Origin of the sequence: Pectinatus haikarae (genome assembly GCF_015732185.1) — a bacterium.
Taxonomy (GTDB): Bacteria; Bacillota; Negativicutes; order Selenomonadales; family Selenomonadaceae; genus Pectinatus; species Pectinatus haikarae.
The window spans coordinates 293,693-316,746 of sequence record NZ_WIQM01000004.1; the positions used below are offsets into that span (position 1 = coordinate 293,693).

20 protein-coding genes are annotated in these 23,054 nt (G+C 39.6%); 2 read left to right on the plus strand and 18 right to left on the minus strand.

The features are described from left to right. Positions 1-165 precede the first annotated feature (165 nt). On the plus strand, positions 166-336 hold the full coding sequence (locus I6758_RS02600; RefSeq protein ID WP_196603643.1) for a hypothetical protein: 171 nt from the start codon (positions 166-168) through the stop codon (positions 334-336). Between the two features lie 315 nt (positions 337-651). Here the strand turns inward: I6758_RS02600 and I6758_RS02605 are convergent, their stop codons facing one another. Genes I6758_RS02605 through pheS form a run of 3 tightly spaced genes read right to left on the minus strand, consistent with a single transcriptional unit; the run spans position 652 to position 5,330 of the window. Beyond that, entirely contained in the window at positions 652-1,788 is a 1,137-nt protein-coding gene (locus tag I6758_RS02605; RefSeq protein WP_196603644.1) for a glycerate kinase family protein, read from the minus strand. Between the two features lie 59 nt (positions 1,789-1,847). Continuing rightward, on the minus strand, positions 1,848-4,283 hold the full coding sequence (pheT, locus tag I6758_RS02610; RefSeq protein ID WP_196603645.1) for a phenylalanine--tRNA ligase subunit beta: 2,436 nt from the start codon (positions 4,281-4,283) through the stop codon (positions 1,848-1,850). Positions 4,284-4,304: 21 nt separating this feature from the next. After that, a complete protein-coding gene (gene pheS, locus I6758_RS02615) occupies positions 4,305-5,330 on the minus strand; it encodes a phenylalanine--tRNA ligase subunit alpha (protein WP_196603646.1) in 1,026 nt (341 codons plus the stop codon). 169 nt (positions 5,331-5,499) lie between these two features. Here pheS and I6758_RS02620 point away from each other — a divergent pair, with 169 nt between their 5' ends. Beyond that, complete coding sequence (locus tag I6758_RS02620; RefSeq protein WP_196603647.1) at positions 5,500-5,640, plus strand: hypothetical protein; 141 nt, start codon at positions 5,500-5,502, stop codon at positions 5,638-5,640. Between the two features lie 81 nt (positions 5,641-5,721). Here I6758_RS02620 and I6758_RS02625 read toward each other — a convergent pair whose 3' ends face one another. The 15 genes from I6758_RS02625 to I6758_RS02695 all read right to left on the minus strand — a co-directional run bounded on the left by I6758_RS02625 (position 5,722) and on the right by I6758_RS02695 (position 22,983). Continuing rightward, the gene (locus I6758_RS02625; protein ID WP_196603648.1) at positions 5,722-7,113 is read right to left on the minus strand and encodes an amino acid permease; all 1,392 of its coding nucleotides are present in this window, start codon (positions 7,111-7,113) and stop codon (positions 5,722-5,724) included. 175 nt (positions 7,114-7,288) lie between these two features. After that, positions 7,289-9,334: a glycine--tRNA ligase subunit beta gene (glyS, locus tag I6758_RS02630; RefSeq protein ID WP_196603809.1), complete on the minus strand. Its 2,046-nt coding sequence runs from the start codon at positions 9,332-9,334 to the stop codon at positions 7,289-7,291. After that, complete coding sequence (gene glyQ, locus I6758_RS02635; RefSeq protein ID WP_196603810.1) at positions 9,334-10,212, minus strand: glycine--tRNA ligase subunit alpha; 879 nt, start codon at positions 10,210-10,212, stop codon at positions 9,334-9,336. Before glyQ ends, glyS begins: the two co-directional genes overlap by 1 nt. A 456-nt stretch (positions 10,213-10,668) precedes the next feature. Continuing rightward, the gene (locus tag I6758_RS02640) at positions 10,669-11,358 is read right to left on the minus strand and encodes a D-lyxose/D-mannose family sugar isomerase (RefSeq protein WP_196603649.1); all 690 of its coding nucleotides are present in this window, start codon (positions 11,356-11,358) and stop codon (positions 10,669-10,671) included. A 92-nt stretch (positions 11,359-11,450) separates the two neighbouring features. Then, on the minus strand, positions 11,451-12,542 hold the full coding sequence (locus tag I6758_RS02645) for a PTS fructose transporter subunit IIC (protein ID WP_196603650.1): 1,092 nt from the start codon (positions 12,540-12,542) through the stop codon (positions 11,451-11,453). Next, positions 12,542-12,868, minus strand: a complete 327-nt coding sequence (locus I6758_RS02650) for a PTS fructose transporter subunit IIB (RefSeq protein ID WP_196603651.1) — start codon at positions 12,866-12,868, stop codon at positions 12,542-12,544. Before I6758_RS02650 ends, I6758_RS02645 begins: the two co-directional genes overlap by 1 nt. A gap of 18 nt (positions 12,869-12,886) precedes the next feature. Beyond that, the gene (locus tag I6758_RS02655) at positions 12,887-13,753 is read right to left on the minus strand and encodes a ketose-bisphosphate aldolase (RefSeq protein WP_196603652.1); all 867 of its coding nucleotides are present in this window, start codon (positions 13,751-13,753) and stop codon (positions 12,887-12,889) included. Positions 13,754-13,813: 60 nt separating this feature from the next. After that, positions 13,814-14,281 (minus strand): PTS sugar transporter subunit IIA, encoded by a 468-nt coding sequence (locus I6758_RS02660; protein WP_196603653.1) that lies wholly within the window; start codon positions 14,279-14,281, stop codon positions 13,814-13,816. A 15-nt stretch (positions 14,282-14,296) separates the two neighbouring features. Beyond that, positions 14,297-16,090: a BglG family transcription antiterminator gene (locus I6758_RS02665; protein WP_196603654.1), complete on the minus strand. Its 1,794-nt coding sequence runs from the start codon at positions 16,088-16,090 to the stop codon at positions 14,297-14,299. 291 nt (positions 16,091-16,381) lie between these two features. Next, the gene (locus I6758_RS02670; protein ID WP_196603655.1) at positions 16,382-17,275 is read right to left on the minus strand and encodes a dihydrodipicolinate synthase family protein; all 894 of its coding nucleotides are present in this window, start codon (positions 17,273-17,275) and stop codon (positions 16,382-16,384) included. Positions 17,276-17,280: 5 nt separating this feature from the next. Then, the gene (locus tag I6758_RS02675; protein WP_196603656.1) at positions 17,281-18,402 is read right to left on the minus strand and encodes an L-rhamnose mutarotase; all 1,122 of its coding nucleotides are present in this window, start codon (positions 18,400-18,402) and stop codon (positions 17,281-17,283) included. A 12-nt stretch (positions 18,403-18,414) separates the two neighbouring features. Then, positions 18,415-19,668: a sugar MFS transporter gene (locus I6758_RS02680; RefSeq protein ID WP_196603657.1), complete on the minus strand. Its 1,254-nt coding sequence runs from the start codon at positions 19,666-19,668 to the stop codon at positions 18,415-18,417. 17 nt (positions 19,669-19,685) lie between these two features. After that, entirely contained in the window at positions 19,686-20,465 is a 780-nt protein-coding gene (locus I6758_RS02685; protein ID WP_196603658.1) for an SDR family oxidoreductase, read from the minus strand. Between the two features lie 23 nt (positions 20,466-20,488). Continuing rightward, positions 20,489-22,006, minus strand: coding sequence for a UxaA family hydrolase (locus I6758_RS02690; protein ID WP_196603659.1), 1,518 nt, complete (start codon positions 22,004-22,006; stop codon positions 20,489-20,491). Between the two features lie 203 nt (positions 22,007-22,209). Beyond that, positions 22,210-22,983, minus strand: a complete 774-nt coding sequence (locus I6758_RS02695) for an IclR family transcriptional regulator (RefSeq protein WP_196603660.1) — start codon at positions 22,981-22,983, stop codon at positions 22,210-22,212. Between the last annotated feature and the right edge of the window lie 71 nt (positions 22,984-23,054).

Genomic DNA, 23,054 nt, shown 5'->3' on the forward strand with positions numbered 1-23,054 from the left:
GCCTAACGATAAAGTTATAATTACAGTCAATGGAGATTAAATCGTTTAAAAAAAACTTATACAGAAAAAAGAAGCTGCATTTGATGAACTTTTTAAAGACTATGAAAGGGATTGGTTTTGTTCAGAATTTGATGTCGATACAGATTTAGAAAAAGAGGTTGTCGAGTGAAACAATTTCCAGAATCCGAGGATATTATCATCCTTAATTTTAATACGCAAAGTGGGATTGAGATTCAAAAGAATCATCTGATGCTGGTTGTCTCCGGTGGCTTGTTCAATTATGGTTTGTCCAATAATTTTGACATCAAGGGAGTTTCTTACGCATGTGGTATTTGATAATCTCACCAAAACGCATGGAGATATTTTATCTGAAAAAATAGACAGGCATAAAAAAATACAATTTGTAGAACTGAATTGTGATTCCCCAAAATTTGCCTCATATTTAATAAAGAGCATATATGCTTTATTTTTTAAGCGATTTTATAAAAAATAAAAAATAAATAAAAAAATCGCAGTAACAAACATAAACATTGTTACTGCGGGCTTTCTAAGTAGTTAGTTTTTAACGATCGAATGTAAAGAAGCAATCAGACAGTGTGCAGCAAAAATGCGGGCGGTAAAGAGGATAAATGAGTTAGCTTGGGTAGAAAATCATACCAGCAGGCGAAAAACCTGAGTAACTGTTTGCCGGAGATTAAGGCGTGCTGTTTCTGGCTGCATGGCGGTTTGAGTATCCATAGGTAAATGCAGGATCGGAAAATAAGCATCAATACCATATTGGTTTACTTTTTCAGCCATTGGTTTGGCACCTCCGGAAAAAGCAATGACACGAGTTTCTTTGTTGATTTTTTTTGCAAGTTGTGCAACGCCTACAGGTGCTTTACCCATAATCGTTTGTTCGTCAAGACATCCTTCACCGGTAATTACTATGTCGGCATTTTTTAAGGCACTTTTAATATTAATGGCATCAAGTACCAGACTAACACCGGGTTCCAAGGTTGCCGGCAAAAAAGTAGCAAAAGCGTAACCCAATCCACCGGCAGCACCTGCACCTGGTTTGTCGGCTTCATCGCATCCAAGCTGCTGATGAATTTTTTTAGCAAAATTAGAGGCGGCTTTATCCAAAAACTCAATGGTTTCAGATGCAGCACCTTTTTGAGGACCATATACTGCTGCACAACCTTCATTACCGCAAAGCGGATTGGATACATCACAGGCTATGTGAAAGCTGCAGTTTTTTATGTCTGGGCAGAGCTGTGACAGATCAATGGATACCACATCGGCGAGGTTTTGTCCATTGATGCCGGCTGGCTGACCGCAATTGTTAAAAAATTGTACGCCTAAGGCAGTCAGCATACCAATTCCGCAGTCGTTAGTGGCGCTGCCGCCTATACCGATAATAAAATTTCGGCAGTCATTATTTATGGCATGAAGTATGAGCTCGCCCAGTCCATAGGTGGTGGTATATAACGGATTACGTTTTTGGGTAGGAATGAGGGAAAGACCGGCAACATTGGCGGTTTCAATAATTGCCGTACGAGTTGATTTAATAATTCCATAATGGCAGATGATTTTCTGCCCAAGAGGTCCGGTAGCCGGAGTAGTTATTATATGACCGCCAAGACCTTCCGTCAATGTATTTACTGTGCCCTCTCCGCCATCAGCCAGCGGAAAAATTTTAATGACGGCTGTAGGGAGCAAGGTCCTAATGGCTGTGGCAGTTATGCTGCCGGCTTCCACAGAAGAAAGGCTCCCTTTAAAGGAATCCATTGCAATAACAATATTCATTATTGACACCTCATCGTGTATTCTTAAGCAGTATGGCATCGGGATAGTAATAAAATTTCTCAAGCACGCAAAGAGGCATTACAATTTTTCTGCAGTGCTTCCACAATATTTTGAAAAGCAGCGTCTATTTCCGCATCAGTTAATGTTTTGTCATTGGCCTGAAAGGTCAGAGAGAAGGCCAGACTTTTTTTGCTGCCTTCTATTTGTTTGCCTTCATAAACATCAAATAAATCAAGGGATGATAGATATTGCCCAGCTGATTTAGTGATGGTTTTTTCAATGATTCCGGCCTCTACAGATGTATCAACAAGTATGGCAAGATCACGGGAGGTTGAAGGATATTTGGGTAATGGTCTGCTTTTTATGGTTTTGGCTGTGTATTTCATCAAAATATCTATGTCGGCAGTGAAAATGTAAACCGGTTTTGTTATACCGAAGGCTGAAGAAACAGACGGATGAAGTTCACCCACAGTGAAAACAGTATCGCGTCCCTTTTTGAAAACGGCAGTTTTTCCGGGGTGCATAGCAAATTGTTCTCCGGCTTCTATTGTGCATCGACTGATAGATAATTTTTGCAATAATTCTTCAATAATGCCCTTTGCATCATAAAAATCTGCGAGAGAATTATCTTCACTCCAGCTGAAGGTGTTTCTGCGGCCGGATATTGCTCCGGCGATTTCTAAATGTTCTGAGGGAAGTTCGGTGACAGGCAGAGCCTTCGGCAGAAAAATAGAACCGATTTCAAATATTTTTATGTCATTGTTTTTACGGGAAAAATTCCGTGTCAGATTTTCCATTACAGAAGTCAGCAGGCAGGTACGAACAAGCGGATATTCATCGGTAAGCGGATTCATGATAGGAATGGCATTGCGGATAAAATGATCGGCAGGTACATTCAGCTTATCCAAGATGGAGGGATGAGTAAAACTAAAGGAAACAGTTTCGCAAAGACCAAGGCTGACCATGATATTTTTGAGTTTATCCACAAAAGTTTGTTTATCCGACTGCTTTCCTTGTAAAGCCAGTCCGGACGGAAGTGTAGATTCTATTTTATCAAAACCGTAAATGCGGGATATTTCTTCAGAGATGTCCTGCATGCAGCTTATATCACCGCGCCATGAAGGAATAAAGGCAGTTATAATGCCATTTTTTTCCTCGGTTTTTATTTCAAGCTTTCGAAGAATGTCGACCATAATCCGGCTGTCAAGGCCGGTTCCCAGATGTTTGTTTATTGCTTCTGCCGTAAAATCTATTGTGACGGGTTTTTTCTTTTCCGGATATACATCAAGGACACCTGTTACGGCAGCACAAGTTACATCCATCTGTGTGAGCAGCTGTGCGGCCCGGTCAAGTGCACGGATGGTATTTTCTATGTCGGTGCCGCGTTCAAAACGCCCTGAAGCTTCAGAAATAAGACCGCAGGAGCGGGCAGTGCGACGTATTCCGGCTCCGTAAAATTTTGCGGCTTCCAGTACAACAGTGGTGGTTTTATCAGTTATCTCCGTTTCAAATCCACCCATAATACCTGCGAGTCCGGCCGCCTTTTCAGTGTCTGCTATGACGAGCATATCTTTTTTTGCTTTGCGTGAAGTGTCATCAAGTGTGTGAAGCAGTTCACCTTCTATACTGCGTCTGGCGATAAGATTGTGTCCCTTTATCGCATCATAATCATAGGCATGGAGCGGCTGCCCCAGTTCGATCATAACAAAATTGGTCACATCGACAACATTATTTATAGAACGGATCCCTGCGCCTTCAAGACGCTGCTGCATCCATTCAGGAGAGGGCCCGACCTTTATGTTTTTGAGCATACGGCAGGAAAAACGCGGGCAAAGATCTTGGTCTGCAATCTCGATTGAGATAAGATCATTTATTTTGTCAGAGGAGTTTTCTTTTAACGTGATAACAGGCCATTTTGGTTTATTGCCGGTTAATGCAGCTATTTCACGCACCAGACCAAAAACGCTGAAGCAATCGCTTCTGTTGGCGGTAAGCTCAAATTCTAAAATTACATCATTCAATCCCAGCAGATCCTTTACAGGCATACCAATAAGAGTATCTGGCGGGAGAATATATATACCGGTTTTCTGATCGTCAGGCAAAGCTTCAAGATCCAGCTTTAATTCCTGTGCGGAACAAAGCATACCGTAGGACATTACGCCGCGCAGCTTTCCTTTTGATATTTTCATACCATTGGGTAAGTGAGCGCCGATCATGGCAACGGGGACGATTTGTCCTTGTGCCACATTTTTTGCTCCCGTGACTATTATTATATTTTCATCGGCACCGACATTTATAGTGCATATCTGCAGATGATCTGAATTTTCGTGCGGCTTCAGTTCTTCAATACGTCCTGTAACCACTTTTTCCAGTCCGATTCCCGGATCAATTATATTTTCTACGGGAACACCTGCCATTGTCAGCATATCAGCAAGTTTTTCCGGTGTTTCCTTGAAATCTATGTAATCTTTCAGCCATTTTATGGATACCTGCATGTATGATAATCTCCTTTTCCTTTAAAATTGTTTTAAGAAACGTGCATCATTGTCAAAAAATAAACGCAGATCTTCTATTCCATAAGAAAGCATTGCTATGCGTTCGACACCAAGGCCGAAAGCAAAACCGCTGACTTTATGGGGATCGTAGCCGCTCATTTCCAATACATGCGGATGGACCATGCCTGAACCTAAAATTTCCAGCCAGCCAGTACCTTTGCAGACACGGCAGCCCTTGCCGTGACACATCACACATGTTATATCGACCTCGGCACTTGGTTCCGTGAAAGGGAAGAAGCTGGGACGAAAGCGCAGATCAAGATCATCGCTGAACAGCTGACGCATAGCTGTCGTAAGAGTGCCCTTAAGATCGGAAAAACTGATATTTTTATCTATACATAGTCCTTCGACCTGCGTAAACATGGGAGAATGTGTGGCATCATAATCATCGCGGCGAAAAACACGGCCTGGTGCTATTATGCGTATGGGGCTGTTGGGTTCGTGAGCTTGCATGGTTCGTGCCTGGACAGGAGATGTTTGTGTGCGCATCAGAATATCTTCAGTTATATAGAAAGAATCTTGCATATCACGTGCGGGGTGATCTTTTGGCAGATTCAAAGCTTCAAAATTGAAATAATCAGTTTCTATCTGAGGACCTTCCGCTATAGAGTAGCCCATGTTTCTGAATATACCTTTAAGTTTATTTAAAGTCAGTGTGAGCGGATGCAGATGACCTATTTCGTGGCGGCGTCCGGGAAGTGTCACATCTATTTTTTCTGTTGCAAGACGAGTGGAAAGTTCATCGGCCTTTAAGGCAGACTGTCTGTTCTCTAATGATGCTTCCAGTTCACTGCGAACGTCGTTGACTAATTGGCCGATACGCGGTCTGTCTTCCGGGCTTACTTTACCCATACCGCGCAGAATAGCGGTCAGGGAACCTTTTTTACCAAGATACTTTACTCTTTGTTCATTGAGTTCGTTGAGATCACCGGCAGCTTTTATGGCTGTCAGAGCGTCTTCTTTAATTTGGGTTAATTGCTGTTCCAAAATGATGCCTCCTGATGAAATTGAATATATTCAGATAAAATAAAAACCTCCGCCCTGCAAGGGGCGAAGGTAAAAATTCGCGGTACCACCCTAATTGATACTTTAAATGCGTTAACGCCGCCGGCGCCGCTGCTATATAAATAAGTCAGAGCTGCAGACATGACAGCGAATGTCGTGCCAAAAGCTTGTCTCAATTTTCACTGCGGGACTCAAAAGTGAACTTCTGTTCGGTTTTTTGGCATTGCTCTCAGCTAAAACAATACTTTCTGTGCAAAAGGAAGGAACATACTCTCTTTATCATCGTCAATAATAGCTGTATGATATGCAGTAATAAATAAATCAATGCATTAACAAAAAGTATATCATAAAAAGGAATGGAAGACAATCGACGTCAATTTGCTTTTTCTGCTTCCTGTTCTTTATAGGGGATTTCTTTTTTTGCCAGTCTGAAGAAATAATACACTGCCAGAAGAGCACAGAATATCCAGCCGATGATCAGTGACAGCCTCGTATCGTTATTGAGCCACATGCCGATTGTTACGAGAATAAGGAAGATTATGCAGAAGCAGTTGCTGTAAGGATAGAGAAGTGACTTGAAAGGATGCTGTTCCATAACTTTTTTCCCATATTTCCGGCGGAAATTTTTTTGAGCTATCGCCAGTACAAACCAGGCAATCATGCCGGGGAAAACACTGGCGCTGTATATATAGAGAAATAACTTTGAATTGGGGATCAAATAATTTAGAACGACACCGAGAATTAAGAGCGTCATCGTGAAAATAATGGAATTTTTCGGAATGCCGGATTTTGATAATTTCCCGAACCATTTTGGTGCCTGATTATTTTCTGATAATGTATAGAGCATACGTCCGGCACTGTAAATACCGCTGTTACAGCCTGAAAGAGCGGCCGTCAATACTACGAAATTGATTATGCCGGCTGCTGCCGGTATGCCTATCTTAGCAAAAATCGTTACAAAAGGACTGCCAAGCATATCAAGCTGGTTCCAGGGATAAATCGTGATAACAATAAAAATAGCGCCGATATAGAAAATAAGTATTCTCCATACTATACCTTTTATGGCTTTTTTTAATGTTTCGCGAGGATTCTGCGCTTCACCCGCAGTTATGCCAACGAGTTCCACCCCTTGAAAAGAAGCAGTTACAATGCACAGGGCAGTGAGCATTCCTGACATGCCATTTGGCAGAAAGCCGCCGTGGGACCAGAGATTGGCAAAACCGAGAGGCTGTCCGCCATAACCAAAACCAAAAAGAATGACGCCGAAGCCTACTATTATCATTACGATAATGGTAGTTATTTTTATTATGGAGAACCAAAATTCAAATTCTCCATAATATTTAACTGCTGCCATATTGGCCAGGGCAACGATGAGCATGCCGCCGAATGCCGATATCCATTGGGGAATAAAGGGAAGCCAGTATTTTACATAAATGCCGATGGCCGTTATTTCCGACAGACCGACTGCTACCCATAAAAACCAATAGCACCATGCTGTCAGATATCCGGCAAAGGGATGAATATACTTGTAGCCATAAGAAGCAAAAGATCCGGTAACCGGTTCCAGATAAAGCATTTCTCCCATGATGCGCATTATGAAAAAAATAACAAGACCGGCAACTCCGTAGCAAAAAAGTACAGACGGACCGGCAGTCTGGATAGTACTGGCTGATCCCATGAAAAGTCCCACACCTATTGTTCCGCCCAGAGCGATCATTTCCACGTGGCGCGCTTTGAGATTGCGCTGCAAACTTTTTTCTTCCATCATTTCACCTTAATTTATGCAAACTTCGCAAATATAATACGGGATGCATTTTACTATGCACAACAGGATGAGCAATACGTAATTTGCACAAAATAAGGGAAAATACGGTACAGCTCATAGAGAAAACAGTAAATACGAAGTTCGCTTTATTTATTGAAGCATAAATTTAGTAGTTTTAGAGTACGATTTTACTGAAATCGGCAGTTGCCTTGATCAAATTATCAATATTTTTCAACAAGGCAAGACGATTATTTTTAATTTTTTCGTCTTTATCCATGACCATTACTGCATCGAAGAAGCGATCAATGGGAGCAGAAAGAAGTGCCAATTTATCTATAACAGCATCATAATCATCACCTGATAGTCTGACGGCATCCTTTACCTTGCTGTAGTTTTGATATAATGTCGTTTCCTCAGGGCAGGTGAACAATGATTCGTCAATATTGAGAACATCTTGTTTGGCAATATTGCTGACTCGTACGAAGGATTGAACAATACCGGTGAGGTCGGCAGAAGTTAATTTGTTATCAAGAGACAGAGCTTTCTTATAAACGGCATAGATATCATTGATATTATTAAGAACAGAATCTACAATATCATAACGTATATTTGCCTCTGCCAGCACATTTTTCAAACGCAGTTTTATAAAATTTATGATATTGGCGGATAAATCTTTCTGCTTATCTTCATCTATAGAAAGCAGGTTTAATGATTCTTTTATAAAAGAATTCAGCGAAATATTCATTTTGGCATTGATGATAGTATTTACAATACCCAATGCCTGACGACGCAGAGCAAAAGGATCTTGCGAGCCCGTGGGGATGAGGCCGCGGCTGAAAGTAGCAGCTATCGTATCTATTTTATCGGCAAGACTGACCAGCTGCCCGGAAACGGTTGAAGGCAGCTTATCACCGGCGAAACGTGGCATATAATGTTCATCTATGGCCTTGGCTACTTCGTCACCTTCATTGTCGAGCAAGGCATACTCACGTCCCATTATTCCCTGCAGTTCTGTAAATTCGCATACCATGCCGGTGACTAAATCAGCTTTGGCAAGGAGCGCGGCACGCTCGGCGGATTTTTTTACAGAAGGGGCGGTTTTACATGCGTCAGCTAAATAAGCGGTCAATTTCTGCAGACGCAGAGCTTTGTCGTAAATACTGCCGAGTCCTTCCTGAAATACGACAGTTTTCAATTTGTCTAAATAATCGACAAGTTTTTTCTTCCTGTCTTCGTCAAAGAAAAATTGTGCATCGGCAAGACGTGCCCGCAGAACACGTTCATTGCCATGCTGAACTGTTGCTAAGGCATTGTCACCGCCATTTCGAATAGTAATAAACAATGGCAGCAGCTTTCCGGCGGCATCAGTGACAGGGAAGTAGCGTTGATGTTCACGCATAGGAGTGATAACTGCCTCTTTAGGTAAATTAAGATATTTTTCTTCAAATTTACCGCAAAGTGCAGTAGGATACTCAACAAGATATGTTACTTCCTCCAGTAAGTCTTCTGTTATTTGTGCGTGTCCGTTATTTTCTGCGGCGAGTCTGTTGATCTGTTCTTTAATCATATCACGGCGTTTATTTTGATCGACGATGATAAAAAGTTTTTTCATTGTCTTTTTGTAATCTGAAGCATTTTCTATGATATGCTCACCGTCACTTAAAAATCTGTGTCCGCGGGTTTTATTGCCGGAATGAACGTTTGCTGTTGTGAAAGGGATAACTTCGCTGTCAAAAAGAGCTACGATCCAGCGAATAGGGCGCACGAAGCGAAAATCAAGGGTCCCCCAGCGCATGTTTTTGGGAAAATTAAGACCTTCGATCAATTGCGGTAAAATTTCTGATAAAAGATCAATTGTACGGCTGCCGTGTTCGTGGACTACAGCATAAATATAGCCGTCTCTGACCGTAAGCTCGTTAACATCTATATTTTTGCCGCGGGCAAAACCAATGGCTGCTTTTGTCGGGTTATTATCATTATCAAATGCAATTTTTACGGAAGGTCCCTTATGCTCTGTGGAAATATCAGACTGCTTCTTTGCCAAGTCTTTTATAAGCAAAGCAAGGCGGCGCGGGGTGCCATAAGTTTTAGTTTCCGAAAAATCGATATGCAGCTCAGTGAATTTTTCTTCGGCTTTTTCTTTCAGCTGTTGTAAAATAGCAGGCATAAAATGGGCGGGTATTTCCTCGGTGCCTATTTCCATTAATAAATCTTTGCTCATCATTTGTCACCTCGTTTTAACATTGGATAGCCAAGATCCTCTCTTTGTTTCAAATAGCATTTTGCGCACAGGCGGGCAAGGTTTCTGACGCGACCGATAAATGCTGTACGTTCCGACACGCTTATAGCACCGCGGGCATCAAGCAGATTGAAAGTATGGGAACACTTTAATACATAATCGTAAGCAGGATGGACAAATCCCAGATTGATCACACGTACGGCTTCCTTTTCGTATTTGTCGAATAAATCGAAGAGAAGGGTGGTATCGGCCAATTCAAAATTGTAGGTGGATTGCTCAAATTCGTTCTGCTTGAATACATCACCATAGGTGTAATTGCCGGACCAAACAATATCAAATACGTTTTCTTTTCCCTGGATATACATTGCCAAACGTTCAAGACCGTAAGTTATTTCTGAGGCTACCGGTTTTATATCAACACTGCCGACCTGCTGAAAATAAGTAAATTGCGTTATTTCCATGCCGTCAAGCCATACTTCCCAGCCGAGGCCCCAAGCACCCAGTGTGGGTGATTCCCAATTATCCTCAACAAAACGAATGTCGTGTTCTTCAGGATTGATGTTAAGCTTTTTCAGACTGGCTAAATATAGTTCCTGTATATTGTCAGGAGACGGTTTCATAATTACCTGGAACTGATGGTGCTGAAAAAGTCTGTTGGGATTTTCTCCGTAGCGTCCGTCGGCAGGGCGGCGGGATGGCTCCACATATGCAACATGCCACGGTTCGGGACCCAATACTCGTAAAAAAGTGGATGGGTTCATTGTGCCGGCACCCTTTTCTACATCATAAGCCTGAGCTAAAATACAGCCCTGGTCAGACCAAAATTTTTGCAATGTCAGGATAATTTCCTGAAATGTCATCAAAATAAAAACCTCCTTGATAAAATAAAATTTTAAAGCGAGAATTATGCGATTATTACTGTTTTTCAGGAAGAGAGTAAAATAAAAATCCGTCCCTGTGATGTTGACATCACAGGGACGGATTTTTTTATAATCCGCGGTTCCACCCTGATTGGCAAATATGCCCGCTTTTAATATGCAATTTTTATGCTCACAGTCTGCCACCGGTTTCAGCGGCGTCTTTCACTGTCACGCCTCGCTTTATTTTGCAGCCGAATAATACTGTTCATCGCCAAACATTTTCAGTCTAGCAGATAAAATAATACTTGTCAATCAAAGATAAAATATTCTTTTAAATTAAAGAAGCGCGAAGCAGAGACTTTATTCAGAGTTTTCCGACCAGTGATGAAGAAGTACTATAAAAATGTGATAGGATTACGGAAAAAGATTTTTATACAGTTGATCTTTCAATAAATTTTAGAAGCCAACATGATTTTTGTAATCTTTGAACATAAGATATTTGGGCAGTACATCTTCCTCGACATCAGGTAATCGTGACTGGGCTTTGTAAAAACGATTATCTGCCCTGTCATCATTTGTAGTAGAAACTTCAAACAATGCGATATCACCGGTTCCGGGGACGCCCTGCCATTGATGGTATTGTCCTTGCTTCAATGTAATGCTTTGTCCAGGTTTTAAGAAAATATCTGATCCTGCAGGAAGGATAACTTTTTTACCGTCTATGGTTGTTTCTACATCAGTATTAGAAAATTGCTCTGTTTTATCAGAGTTGTATAAGGTGAGTTTTAATGTCCCGCCGCCGCGATTAATGATGTCTTCAATTTTGTACCAATGAAAATGAAATGGCAGAACTTGACCATCGCGTACAAACAGCAATTTTTCGCAATAGGGTTTTGGGTAGAGGTCCTTCATATTGTAATTACCATTTCTAAAAGTAAAAACAGTAAGCCCTGTCTGTGAAAAGTTTCCTGTGGCAAAATCAGTAATATCCCAGCCAAGCATATTATCTACCAACTCTTTTTCATTATCCTGCAGCATTTGCCAATTCTTCACAGTATAAAAAGCAAATGGCGGCAATGGAATTTTGAAATACTCTGCAGCTTCTATTGTATATATTATAATACTATTTATTTCTGAACGTTTCATTTTTCCCTTTCTTTTATGACTGACTTGAAAATGTATAAGTGGAAATCATTACTGCTATTATTTTTATAAAGGTATAAAATTTTAATTGAAAATCATAATCCGGATATTTTTAAGCTAGATAAGTCTAATTGTTGTTCGAGTTCTTCTTCAATTGTTTCTTCGGTAGACTTTCTTTTTAAAAATTGCAGGCATATAGCAAACACAAATGAACCGATAAGCAGGCTCAGCAGCCAAAAGCCTGGATTAGCTATACCGGGTAATGCAAAAAAACCTCCGGCAGGTACAGTAGAGGCACATTGCCAATACATTACCAGTGCACCATCTACAGCGGCCCCTATACCTGTGCAGATTGTGATACGTACAAAATCATTTAAAATAATAGGATAGGAACCCTCAGTGATCTGACAACATCCCATAAGGAAAGCCGATTTTAAAGCATTGATTTCTTGATTTGAAAAAATATTATGTTTAAAAAGCCGGCTCAGAAAATAACCTATTGTAAGTCCGAATGGTGCTATCATAGAAGCAGATATAAGTACGGAAATGGGAGTGCCTATTCCTTGAGTCATAAGCTGCATGACAAAAACGAATACTATTTTATTTATAGGTCCGCCATAATCTACAGCTGAAAGAATACCTAGAATTACTCCAAGTAAAACGATAGAACCACCACTATTTTGCATACTCATTAAAAGAGTGTATACACCATCAGTTAGTGCAAGAATAGCGATTCCCACAATATATTCCATAAATAATCCGACAATTATTGTCGTTAAAAGAGGCAGAATCATTTGTGGAACTATTCCCTCCATGAAGCTTGGTACTTTAATCGATTTTTTCAAATAGTTAACTAAGTAACCTCCAAGATACCCTGTAAAAAGACCACCCAAAAACCCGAATCCATTTGCTCTGCAAAGAAGTCCCAATAAAAAACCTGGAGCAATACCTGGACGGTCGGCAATAGAATATGCAATAAATGTGGAAATAAATACGGGTAATAGTCCCAGACCATCGCCCCCCAACGTTGTTAATGCATCGGCAATGGAAAATCCCTGCCTGTAATCAGTAATTGTGCGTCCGCCAAAAATATTACCAATAACCATTAACATACCTGCGGCACAGACATAGGGAATCATATAGGAAATGCCGGTCATAATATGCTTTCTTATCTGAAGGCTGCCCATTATTTTTTTACCTCCACAGATTCAACAATTTCCTGTAATTTTTTTATCAAGGCTGTAGGTGAATGGACGGCTACTTCTGTTGGAACTTCTACCATTTTTTTACCGATGAACCGATCTTTTCCTTTTATCTGAATATCTATTGCCAATATAACAATATCAGCACTTTTTATATCATTGTCCGTAAGTTTATCTTCTATGCCAATTGTTCCTTGGGTTTCTATGTGAATAGTATGTCCAGCCTTTTCAGCTGCCAAAATTAATTTCTTTTTCGCAATGTAAGTATGGGCAATTCCTGCCACACATGCGGCAACACCAATGATATTCATTATGATCCTCTCCTTCACTCAGCAAAAGCATTTTACTTTATCTATATCGTTGAACAAAGCCATTTTTTCTTCAATTGTATTTCGACACATGCGGATACAAGTTGGATAAATAACATTCGGTTCTCGTTCAAAGCCTTTTTCTTGCAAATATTGTTCTACACCTTTCATAAAGCTGAATTTAATATCACTGGATATATTGATTTTACAAATACCTCTTTTTACAGATTCTGCTATTTCATCGTTTTGATTGCTGGAGCCGCCGTGTAAGACAAGAGGAATATCAATAATATTTTTAATTTCTGATAATAATTCCAGTTTCAGTTTCGGTACAAAACCTTTCGGATAGATGCCGTGTGCGGTACCAATGGCTATGGCTAAAGAATCCACGCCTGTTTTTTCCACAAAAGCTTTTGCATCAGACGGTTTGGTATAAGTTATTTTAGTGGTGCCGCCTTCTATGGAATCGCCTGTTTGCCCGATGGTTCCCAATTCCCCTTCAACAGAAACTCCCACAGAATGAGCTGTATTCACAACTTTTTTAGCCAGAGCAATATTTTCAGTGAAAGGAAGCAGTGACCCATCGATCATCACGGAAGTGAATCCCAACCGGATAGCATGAATGCATTGCTCATAGGTGGCACCATGATCAAGATGTATTACCACAGGTATTTTGGTATGGTTGGCTTCATAAATAACACTGCTGATGAAACTGTCTCTCAGAAACTTTAATTCATCAGGATGAATGGCCATGATGACAGGTGCTTGTTTTTCTTCAGCACTTTCCATCATTGCTGTGAGCAATTGACCCGTTCCGGCATTAAAAGCAGGAACTGCAAACTTATTTTTTTGAGCTGTTTCAAGCATTTCTTTCATGGTAATCAGCATAAATAAAAACCCCTTTTATATTTATTTAAACAATTGTTTAATTAGGACCAGTTTAAAATGTTAACTTATTTCCTGCGATAATAAGCTGATGATCTCTGCTTTATCATTTGTTTTTAATAATCTATTCAGTATGTCATCGTCTGCCAGAGCCATTGCTATTTGCGATAATAATTTTAAATGGACTGTCGTTTTATCAACATTGCGTACAGCAAAAAGAATTACTACATGCACTGGCTTATCATCCGGACATTCCCATATCAAATCATTTTTGGTTCTTCCGAAGGCAATAGAAGTTATTTTTACAGTATCAGATTTACCGTGAGGGATAGCAATATGATTTCCCAGACCGGTCTGACCCTCATTTTCTCTGAGATAAACATCATCTATGAAAATCTTAGAATCACTGATGTGCCCTTCTTTATATAGATTTTTAGTTAATTCTTCTATTGCTTCTTTTTTATTAACTGCATTCATATTTAAATTAATAAGACGTTCATTAAAAACTTCATCAACTCTGGTTATACTCATCAAAAGACCCCCATGTTATTTATTTGCCAATATCCAATAATAAATCTTTTTTATAACGTTTTCAGAAAGATCATTTTTATTTGGCAGATAAATATTTATCGTTTTGTCATATTTGTTTTCTGCGATGGCAAGATTATAAATGTCAACTCTTGTTTTTGTTATTAGACTACTTGTATAAACTGCCACATGCAGGGATGGTACTATAGTCGTATATTGCACTATGCACGCGTCCTTAGCAATTTTTTCTATAGGTATTTTTTCTTTGTGTTCATGAAAAAAATCGTTGGAAAAATCCTTTTGGTCATTACTGATCATAGGAAACTGTTTCGTAAAAGATTTTCTTAGATTTTTATCATCAACTTCATTGAATAGCGCGCTTACATAAGCAATTGGTATACCTATTTTTATATTGATCTTTACAGTGGCAATTATTAAATCAATTTGTTTGTCTGTGATGACTTTTTCAACTTGTTTGGCCGAAATTACGTCTACAATATTCCATTCTGGGAAAAATTTTTTTATGCGCTTTTTTAGGAGATGCGATGTACCTATTCCACTGGAACAGGCTATCACAACATTTTTTTTATTTATAATTTCTTCTACAGCATTTTGAAAGTATACGGTCAAATAAGCTATTTCATCTTCACTGATCTCTGGAAGATTATATTTTATCTGGAGTTTAAGCATAATAAGTTTTAGTAAAATCATAGCTTCAGGAAATTCAGATTTGACTTGCTCAAGAATAGGATTTTTAATATAAATTTTATAGTTTATACGATTCAGCATGGGTCTCAAATGCAGTAACAAAGCTTTATATAAGCTTTGGCTAAAAGAAAACTTCAAGGGATATATGTTTAAACTCATTTCGATAATGTCTGTGGCAATTGTCTGAACATAAATATTGTCATCAAGACCATTATTTGAATCGGCTATGCTGACTATCCCGCCGGAGGATGTCAGGTACTGATAAATATAAAAAGTCTCGGCAGAATTTAAAAAAACTTTAAAATCATTTTCTATATATTGCCTCATTAATTTTGCGGCCATATAAAATTTACTGTCATAGTGAGGCGGGTCTGATCCAAATTCAGCATATACTGTCTTGTCGTATTGTATTCGTTCTATCAGTATTAAAATATGAGTTACAAGATTTATATAATAAGGTTCTATAATTTTGTAATTCATGAAACTTTCTATTTTTTCTATAATATTTTCAATTTTTTTTACACTACCCTGACCAAAATGTTCTTCAAGTTCCCGCAGCGTACCATAATTTATTCGTGGATAATCGTTTGGTAAAGTATTTTCGTTTGTTTCTATAAATTGATTTATTATATCTACTAATGCTCGGCGTATATTTGTTTCGGAGCCAACCAGAGAAGTTCCCTTAACATCTTTATGCAGCTTAAGTTCATATGCAGCCAGTTGTGTTTCGATCATTTGCAAATCATTTACAATAGAGGTTTTGCTCACAAAATATTTATCTGATAATCCTTGGATAGATAAGCGTATTTGTTTCCCTTCAAGCAGATCAAATACTATTTTCATGCGGCGTTCTTTTAGAGTATTGCTGCTTTGCTTTTGATTTAATATAGTATTTACCATATGTTTTTGTGTATCAACTATTCTTATTCCCTTGCCGGATATTTTTTCTATCTTTATGCCTTGATTTTCCCAATAGTTTAAATCATTACGAATTGTTTTATCAGAACATGATAAAATTTTTGCAAAAACTTTAACGGGTGTAAAATTATCAGTTTGGAGTAAATGCTTTAATAGTATTTTTTGTCTGTCATATAAGTTTTCCATCTGATCTTCTCCCTGTTCTTTCTGTGCTTTTATAATATCATTTTTCTGATATTACAAAAATACCAAAATATTTCTACAATATATTCCATAAATTAGTATACTATTTTTTCTATAAGTAATATGGAAACTTATAATATACGTCATGAAAGCATAAAATGAACCTTGGCAGATGCAAATGCCAAGGTTCATAAATAAACTATAAATTTTGATTCAGTAAAAAGTTTAGCCGGCAGGACGATCTTCATATAAATAAGATCAATGATGTGTTTACTGTTCAATCTAATTTCAAATTTATCTGCGCCATAATTTATCTGCTGCTGCGCTTAATTTTTTTTTATTTTCATCAGTCAGTGCAGACAAGGGTTCCTTGCAATATTCCTGTATAGGCTTATGCATTTCCTTCATGGCCCATTTCATAACAGGATTAAAAGTGGAATTGATTTCATAGAAACTCATATATTTATCTATTTGCCGCTGCAGCTGCTTTATCCGTTCAAGATCTTCCTGCCGGAGAGATTCTATAACTTCATGGCACAGTTTGGGATAAACATTGGAAATAGCTCCTATGCAGCCGTTGCCGCCGGATATTACGGAGGCAATGCAGTTATTGTCGTATCCGGTAAAAATTTTGAAATCGGGATAATTGGGCTTGATATCCTGTATATATTTTTGGGTATGGCGCAGCACAGGATGGGTATCTTTTACGCCGACAAGATTTTTGTGCTTTGCCAGCAGTCGTAAAATAGTGTCGCTGGATACATCATAGCCTGTCCGATCGGCATAATTGTAAATGAGAACATTGCCGTTTATTTTGCTGAGTATATCATCATAGTAATTGAATACATCTTCCTGACTGCAGGCACTGTAATAAGGTCCTACTATGATTGCTGCATCGGCACCTGCTGCCAGAACCTCATTTGACAAACTGATTGTTTCGGATTTAGCCATACGTCCTGTGCCGGCAAGGACAATTACCCGGTGATCGATATATTTTACGGCATCAAGAAGCAGTGACTTGATTTCATCATAGGTAAAGGCATAGAATTCACCGGCACTGCCGCCGCTTAAAACACCATCTATCCCGGCTTCTACAAGTCCGTCATATAGTACGTGCATATCCTCATAAATCACACTGCCAGATTCATTTATTGACGTTAAAATAGGACATATATATTTGCACTCCATAAATTTTAGTCTCCCTTTGGTATTTTTTTGTTTAGATCATATACGGGCTGCATATCAGCCCACCATTCATCCTTAGCGGCACCTTCTATGCGTGTTTGGCATGGATCTGTTTCCTTCCACCATTGTATGGTTTCGGGATCATGTGCCATCTTTTCCATATCGTATTCATAGTCATCACCGCAGTATTCCATGATTGAAAAAAGCAGATCATCACGATTGAAGATTTTGTATTGGTTTATGCCGCACTGCCTGATCATTTCATTTACACTCGGATAAGGAGAGGCATGCAGTTTTTTATAATATGATGCTTTTTCAGTCCGAAGGCGTATGACACTGGCCCTGATCTGAGGTTTATTGATTTTATATAGTTTCTTTGCATTTTTGCTGAAAAAATCGGCATTATCATTAAAATATTTTCTTAATGTGTTTAAATGTTCATCAAAAGATGAATAAAGACTAATAACAGGAAAATTTGAAGCGTAGAGTAGTCTTGAGGTACGGAAAATGCTTGTCAGAAAATCAAGCAGTTTTTTCAGAAATACTGTATCACCGGTGGGAAAACCGGAAACTTTGCAATATACATTTGGCAGGCTTGCCAGCTTTTTCATGATTTGCTGATAATCGGTATTAAATTCTGTTATATTGCCGCAATGATTGATAACTGCCTTTACCTGAGGTACGGAAGAAAGAGCTTTATGCAGATCTGTCAGCTCTTCCACTCGGTTGCAGCTTTCAAAAATCAGATCATTGTCCGCCAAAATTTCAAGACCCTCGATAAAATCTTTTTTCAAGCAGCGCCCACGCGGTGACTGCACAGTGTGAAGCGGTTCTCTGACACCTGCCACACCTAAAGGCAGCCGCATGCTTTTGCATAACTGTGCCCGCATTATTTTGGCGAGTATCAGAGGGTGATTAAGGTTGAATATAAATTCATCTTCTTTTGCGGTATTATCACAGTCTACCTCTACGTAGACACCTCCTTTGAAAAGCACATCATGACTGCCGTAGATTTTGCAAAGATTGTCCATAGTATAGTTTTTTTTCAATGACGGGTAAGCTTCAAGCCAGGGCAGATTTAAAACATTTAAATCCCAGATATGAAAATGACTGTCTACAATTTCCAGCATTTTGCCCACTCCTTATACTTCAACTTGATGGTGTTCAGCCGCATCAAGTTCGATACTGCAGCCTTTGAAACTGTACCATGTAACAAACAAATAACAGGGAGCTAAAAGCAGGTATCCGGCTGCGGTGCCAAAATTATCTGCCACATGTCCCATGAAAAAAGGCATTATAGCACCACCAACGATACTCATAATGATTATGCTGGAAGCCGTTTTTACGAGATTTTCCGGTATATGCACAATGCTTAACGCAAAAATAGTCGGGAAACTGATCGACATGAAGAAAAAAGAAGCAATAAGTAAAAATACGCTTACGCTGCCCGATGTGATGTTGAGGAGCAGCATTATAAATACATTTATTATAGAATATATACCGAGTATTTTACTGGCACTGAATTTTTTCATCAATGGAGTGGTTACTATTCTGCCTGCCATAAAGGCGATCAAGGCTATACCAAAAAAATAAGCTGCTTTACTGTCCGACAACCCGTGCCAATGCTCAACACTATAATTTATAAAAAATGCTCCGGCTCCCACTTGTGCCGCAATATAGAAAAATTGTGCCATAGCACCCAGCCGGAAATGACGGTAACTGAAAAGCTGTCCGTATGTCCCACTGCCCTTTGCCGCGTCTTCACCCCCGGATATTTCGGAACCTTCAGGGAGTTTTACTGCCAGAAAAGTTATGAGCAAACATATGACTATGGCTGCTATTCCGACATAAACCATTTGGACATTGCGCATATTTGCGGCAATATCGGAACCGTTGGCAATGGACAAAAATAAGCTGCCGCCTATTATCGGGCCGATGAACTGCCCTACACCGTTGAAACTCTGGGCTACGTTTATACGAAAAGCCGCATCCTCATCGTGACCAAGTTTTGTTATATATGGATTGGCATTCGTTTCCAGACTGGCAAGACCGCAGGCAAGAATAAAAAACGCGCCGAGAAACATATAAAAACTGTGTACATTACTTGCCGGTATGATCAATAACGCTCCTACGGCATACAAAAACAAACCCATGATGATGCCGCCTTTAAAACCGTACTTTTTTGCTACCAGCGATGCCGGTGTGGCAAATACGAAATATCCGCCGAAATAAGCTGCCTGTAAAAGTCCGGAAGTGGCTTTGGTTATGCCGAGCTGGTTCTGGAAATTCTTATTCATTACATCAAGCAGCCCATAACTCAGACCCCATAAAAAAAATAAGGTAGTGACCAGACAAAAAGCTATTTTTATACTTTTGCTGCTTATTTTATTTTCCATTTTTCCTTCCTCCGTTTTCAGGTCAAGGCCCGATCAAGATGAACATAACCGCCGTCCACGAATATCCACTGTGCAGTGGTATGCGAGGAGACCGGCGACAGCACGAAAACCGCCATGTCAGCAATTTCTTCAATAGTGGTGAAACGATGTTCGTAAGGAATTTTATCGGTAATAATTTTTTTTCTGGTCTCCGGATCATCAAAAGTTTTGATCCAGTTAGCATAAAGAGGCGTCCAGCATTCGCTGACTACCACAGCATTACTGCGGACATGATCCTTTGCCAGAGCTGAAGCCCATTCTCGTGTCAGCCCAAGAATAGCACCTTTGGCGGCAGCATAGGCACTTGTTTTGCCTTGACCTGTCAGTGCTGTTTTTGAAGTAATATTTAGGATTGAACCATGACTGTCTTTCAAATACTGTACAGCTGAATGGACAAGCTCGTAATAATGGGTCAGGTTGCCATGCAGACTTTTTTCAAATTCCTGCCATGAGGTAGATTCCAAATCCTTGTTGTCATTTGCACCGGCATTATTGACGATACCGTAAATACTGCCATGTCTTTTCGCGATATCATCAACAATAGGTTTTATTTTATCTGCTTCATTTAAGTCAATTTTAATAAATTCATAATTGTTGGTATATTTCTCCAACTTTTCTTTGAAATCGGCAGTGATTGCTGAGCGGGAAAGAATTATCGGAACAGCCCCCTCTCTGGCAAGAGCGATACTGATGCCGCTGCCTATTCCCTTACCTCCGCCCGTAACAAAAACTATTTTGTCTTTTAACTGTAAATCCATCTAAAAGTCCCTCCCTATATTTTTTAAACTGTAGTAGCCAGACGCCAGATAGAAAAATCATTCTGTTTATTTATTTCGGCTTTTGTCAGCATGCCATTACTGACTGCTGTGATAAAATCCAATATTTCTTCGCCCATTTCACAAGTGTTTTTTTCACCCGTTATGACAGCACCGGCATCAAGATCTATCATGTCATTCATTTTTCTGAATGTTTCAGAATTTGAAGATACTTTGATAGTAGGTACGATAGGACTGCCGGTAGGTGTTCCGCGCCCCGTGGTGAATACGCATATGTTGCAGCCGCCCGCGGCCATTCCGCTCAATTGTTCAATGTCATTGCCCGGAGTATTCATCATAGTAAGCCCTTTGTCTGTGATTTGTTCGGCATATGCCTTTACAGCAGTTACCGGCTGGCTGCCTGCTTTATAAATGCAGCCCAATGATTTTTCTTCTATACTGCTTAGTCCACCCTCAATATTTCCGGGACTGGGATTGGCACCACGAATATCCGCGTGTGCGTCTATAACAGCCTGTTCAAAACCTCGGACTGTGTCAAGTATATCTTTTTTTACTTTTTCATTTTCAGCCCGCTCCGCCAAAAGATGTTCGGCACCGATCAATTCTGTAGTTTCGGCTAAGATCACGCTTCCGCCATGTTCGATAACAATATCAGAAACTGCACCCAGACTAGGATTGGCGCTCAGTCCTGAAAAACTGTCGCTGCCACCGCATTCTGTACCGAGAATAACATCAGCCAGGGTACCTTCGGTTTTTTTCCCCTGAACAGCTTCCGCAAGCATCTTTTTGACGATTTTCACACCTTGTTTTATAGTTTCATTGACACCGCCAACTTCCTGAATTACAAGATGGTGAACTTTTTTATAAGGCGCGCGTTCACTGATTTCTTTTGCTACGTCTTCGGCTGGGACACCTTCACAGCCGAGTCCCACTACCAGAACGCCATACACATTCGGATTTGCGCCTGTGCCGACTATCACAGATTTTGTCTGAGCGGCGTCATAGGATAATTCACTGCAGCCATGCTGATGAGTCACATAAACTACGTTTGTTTCCTGAGTGGCGGATAGATCACTGTAAATAATAGAGTTAGCTATTTGTTCAACGGTTTTGTTTGCGCAATGGACACTGGGAATTACTAAGATATGATTACGAAAACCAAAACTGCCATCACCTCTGCGGTAGCCCATAAGCGAATATTTTTTATCGCTGTGTGCAGTCTCGGGATGGATGAGGCGGCTCTGTATGATTTTTCTTACCTTGGAATCGGTATCGCCCCGGCCGCGCTCGCTTTCAAGATTGTGGATATGCACCCACTGACCTGCTTTTATATCACTTGCGGCAACGCCTATATGCGAACCATATTTAATGATGGTTTTCCCTTGGCGAATGTCTGTCGTGGCAAATTTATGACCCTGCTTTATATCTTGGAGAAGAACGGTGTCCAGAGCAATGTCGCCTTTTGGCAGAAACTTTAATGCTGTTGCGACATTATCTGCCACATTTACATGCAATGCTTTCATCGAGACACTTCCTTTTGTTAGTATATAAAAACTTAGTTCGTATATAATTACAAACATATTATATCAAAGCATAAAATATAGGTCAAGATAATATTTTGACAACTTCGTTAAGTATCAATTTTCTGTCATTACTAAAAAAAAGACCACTCGACGTGCAGTGATCTGTTTAGTAAAAATTTTATTTTGTATTATACAATAAGATATTAATCAGAGAATAATTTTATGCCACCGGGTAGAGAAGATATTTCTGTTTCGATGGCTCTTTCGTGAAATCGTAATACATTTATAATATGTTCTATTTTTTCTGGTGTGGAGCGGAATATAGGCAGACTGACACTGATGGCAGCCTGTATTTTATTTTCTATCTTAATAGGAACGGCAAGACATTCAATGTCTATATTTGTCTCGCCGATTTCATGCGCATACCCTTTTTTCCGAACCTCTTGCAAAGTTTTTAAGAGACCAGTTCTGCTGGCAACAGTGTTTGCTGTGTAAGAAAAGAGCTTTTCCGGATACAATATGGTGATATTTTTCTCGGTCAGACCACTTAAGAGGCATTTGCCCAGAGCCGTGGCATAAGCAGCAATAGTTTTTCCGGCAGATGATTCAATACGTATAGCCTGCTTTGGTTCAGTTTTTTCTATATAAAGAACATCTTTCCCGTCTAAAATGCCCAACTGGCATATTTCATCACAGGAAGTGACGATTTCGCGCATATGCGGTTTGAGTATATACAGATAGCTGAGCGAATGAGCGTAAGAATATCCGAGCTTAAAAGCCCCTCTGCCTATTGAAATAAATGAGCCGTTGCTTTCAAGGTATTCTTTTTCTAAAAGTGTTGCAACTATGGGATGCAGCGTACCTTTTGCTATGCCGGTGCTGCGTGAAATTTCAGTTAAAGTAAGTCCCTTTTCATTATCATATATTGCCTTAAAAACTTCTAAGACGCGAAGTGTAGGCATATGTAATTTATCCATATTTATCGCCGTTTCATAAATTTTATTGTAGAAATCATAATTTTATGATGAAATATCAGGAGCAGATGCGA